Raw genomic sequence first — 2,914 nt, forward strand, 5'->3', positions numbered from 1 at the left:
CGTCAGCCTCACCGCCCCGATCAACAACGCCATGGTGCAGGTTCCGGTAGATGTTCTGGTCAGCGCCAGTGTCAGCGCACCGGAAGTGAACGATACGGTCAGCCAGGTCGAGTTCTACCAGGGCAGCACCCTCATCGGCACCGCCATCGCCAGCCCCTGGCGGATCACCTGGGTCAAACCCGCCGCCGGGGTCTATACCCTGACGGCCAAGGCCACCGACGCTCAGGGCGCCAGCACTACCAGCACCTCGCGCAAAATCACCGTCCTCGCCAGCGAGTTGCTCGCTGTCAGCCTGAGCAGCCCAACCAACAACCAGCGCTTCACCGCCCCGGCGAGCATTCCACTCACGGCCAGGGTGACCGACCCCGCAGGCACTCTCGCCAGGGTCGAGTTCTACAAGGATGGGATGCTCATCGGCAGCCGCACAGCACCGCCCTATAGCATGACCTTGGACAACGTGCCCGTCGGCAACTACAGCCTGTTCGCCAAGGCCATCGACAACGACGGGATCGAGACCACCTCGGCGATGATCGCCATCACCGTGACGCGGAAAGCAGCGAAGATTTACTACCTGCATACCGACCATTTGGACACACCGCGGCTGGTCACCGATGAGACAAACAAGGTCGTCTGGCGGAACATTCTGGGTGAGCCCTTCGGCGTCAGCCCGCCGGAGGAAGACCCGGATGGGGATGGGAAGAACTTCACGCTGAATTTGCGGTTTCCGGGGCAGTACTATGATCGCGAAACCAATACTCACTACAACTACTATCGGGATTACAACCCGGAAACAGGACGGTATCTTCAGTCCGATCCGATTGGCGCTGTGTTGTACAAAGACATGGCTGTCCAAAGTTTAGCAGCGAGCGGGTTGGTAAGCAGTGAATTGTCTTCGCAGCTCTACAGGGTGCAGCCGGTATTTAATCATCTGTATAGCTATGTTGGAGGAAAACCAATTTCGAGGATTGATCCTAATGGTTTGGTTGATCTTCTGTGGCTTCAGGCGATGTTAAAGAATGTCATGCCATACCTAAGTGAGCTTGAGCGTGCGGCGTTAGTAAGAGATATGCAAGCGTTGCTGGCGGCGCAGGAGGCTGCTGCGGCAGCAGCACTGCGATTAGCAGCGGGGGGAACTGCACTAATGTGCGTTCCTGGAAATATCGGTCAATCAAATGACCCATGCAAAATGGGTGAACTCTGTAGGTAATTCTTTACACTGTGGAAGAAATTCTATGTTTGGACGAAAAAAGCAGGCTCTACTGAAGTTATTCGACTCATACATACCAGAGTCAGCAATCTCAATAGAAGAACTTGGAACTGCCGGATTGAAAGACGGCGTCTTGGTTGATTTTGTATTTTTGTTTATTGATCAACGTGACCTAGAGGCATTTAAGGCGTTATCGAGTCTAGCTATCGAAACCGCAACTGAGAACCAAGCCATTATTGTCGAGAATGTTGGCGGGCTAATCCAGTTGTTGGTTGGTCCCAGAAATGATTCCATCGATTGTGTTGAACATCGAAAAAAGCTTGTCCTACTCTTACGGGAGGTTCTTGAAACATCTGTTCGAGTTGTACATGGGCGAGCGAATTCCCGTGTCGGGACAGTTGGCACGGAGTCTCGAAAAAATTGGGGATTTTTTCCTTTGGAGATGTTGGCAATTCTCAAAGTTCTTGTTGCATCTGCTCCAGGAGAAGTTACCGATATGGGCGATATTTGAATAGTTTCCGAATAGGTCATTGGATTAATGGAACAAAAAACAATCACGTTTGGTTGAAGCATCACTCGCTGTAAAAAAGAAGCACAAGAAACAACAACTGACGAATTAGCGTAGGGAGAAATAGGGATGGGTTTGAGCAACTGGATTGCAGGGGCCTTGCGCGGGCGTAGTGATCAATCTGACTTTCATTGCGTGATTGAAAAACGTGACATTGTCAAGGTGACTCGTTGCGATATCGTTAATCGTGCGCAATTTGTGGCTTGTGTGTTGCTTTCGACTGTAACGATAATTGCGCGTGCAGAATTGACTGCAGCTACGCCTCCATCTGGTCCCGGTTTATGGATGCATGGCGTCAATGGCTCTACTGTGACATATGCATCAGCGCAACTGGCTTGCGAGGGCGCTAATATCTCAAGTCTTTATAGTCAAATTACTGCGAACAATGATTTGACTTTTTCTTATGGTGTATATCAACAAAGTTGCAGAGGGTATCGGGCTGGCAACTCGTCATGGTATCCGATATGGTGGACTGTTCAATCTTGGCCGGAACCAGGGTATACCTGTCCTCTTGGTTTAAATTGGTCGCTCAGCGGTACCGGTTGGATGTGGATAGACGACAAGCAGTATTATGGCACTTGGTGCACCAGACCGGACTGCAACACCGCACAGATTCGTTCACCAAGCAGTGGCGTTTGTGTTGCAAAAGATGGGCCTAAACAGATTACTCCGCCATCCTGCGACTTGGGTTCTGGGAATCCAATAAATGCGGGGACTGGATGGAAATATCAAGACGAGTCGATCTACAGCGATCTGACCAATGGACTGGATTACCGTATCGCCTATGGCAGCGTCGGGGCCAGCGATGACTACAAGCCGGTTAATGGGCATGGCATCTACTGGAGCAGCAGGTACTATCAACAGATAATTTTCGGCCTTAATCCAAGCACCGTTGGGCCAAGTAGTGTTTCAGTGCTTCGGGCCAGCGGGCGTGTAGTCGCAGCATTCCGCCAAGGCACATCAAACGCTTATCTTCCTGAGGCGGATATTTTATATCGCGTGCTTATCCGGTTAGCTCCCATGCCTACTACCTGTAGTGGGACGTAATTTTTTTGCATATAGTTCGGCATAGGTTGGCGCAGTGACGTCGCCAGCAATGCCCAGCAGGGAGCGGAAAGCGTTGAATGGGTAGAAGCGGC

3 protein-coding genes and 1 pseudogene are annotated in these 2,914 nt (G+C 51.3%); 3 read left to right on the forward strand and 1 reads right to left on the reverse strand.

Going from position 1 to position 2,914, the window contains the following annotated elements; all coding sequences use genetic code 11:
• The 3 genes from Q1J43_RS00125 to Q1J43_RS00135 form a co-directional block, all read left to right on the forward strand.
• A partial coding sequence (locus Q1J43_RS00125; protein ID WP_301100251.1) for an Ig-like domain-containing protein occupies window positions 1–1,207 on the forward strand: 1,207 nt, incomplete at its 5' end.
• A 25-nt stretch (window positions 1,208–1,232) separates the two neighbouring features.
• The gene (locus Q1J43_RS00130) at window positions 1,233–1,718 is read left to right on the forward strand and encodes a hypothetical protein (RefSeq protein WP_301100252.1); all 486 of its coding nucleotides are present in this window, start codon (window positions 1,233–1,235) and stop codon (window positions 1,716–1,718) included.
• 126 nt (window positions 1,719–1,844) lie between these two features.
• The gene (locus Q1J43_RS00135; protein ID WP_301100254.1) at window positions 1,845–2,822 is read left to right on the forward strand and encodes a hypothetical protein; all 978 of its coding nucleotides are present in this window, start codon (window positions 1,845–1,847) and stop codon (window positions 2,820–2,822) included.
• Here the strand turns inward: Q1J43_RS00135 and Q1J43_RS00140 are convergent.
• Window positions 2,787–2,914 (reverse strand): annotated as a pseudogene (locus Q1J43_RS00140) (IS1595 family transposase); the annotation flags it as partial. The gene Q1J43_RS00135 and the pseudogene Q1J43_RS00140 overlap by 36 nt on opposite strands.

The sequence above is a fragment of the Propionivibrio sp. genome, from assembly GCF_029255185.1.
Taxonomy (GTDB): Bacteria; Pseudomonadota; Gammaproteobacteria; order Burkholderiales; family Rhodocyclaceae; genus Propionivibrio.

Bases quoted from the DNA above. Each gene is read 5' to 3' on its own strand.
- Q1J43_RS00130 (WP_301100252.1), top strand. From the start codon at position 1,233: ATGTTTGGACGAAAAAAGCAGGCTCTACTGAAGTTATTCGACTCATAC.
- Q1J43_RS00135 (WP_301100254.1), top strand. From the start codon at position 1,845: ATGGGTTTGAGCAACTGGATTGCAGGGGCCTTGCGCGGGCGTAGTGAT.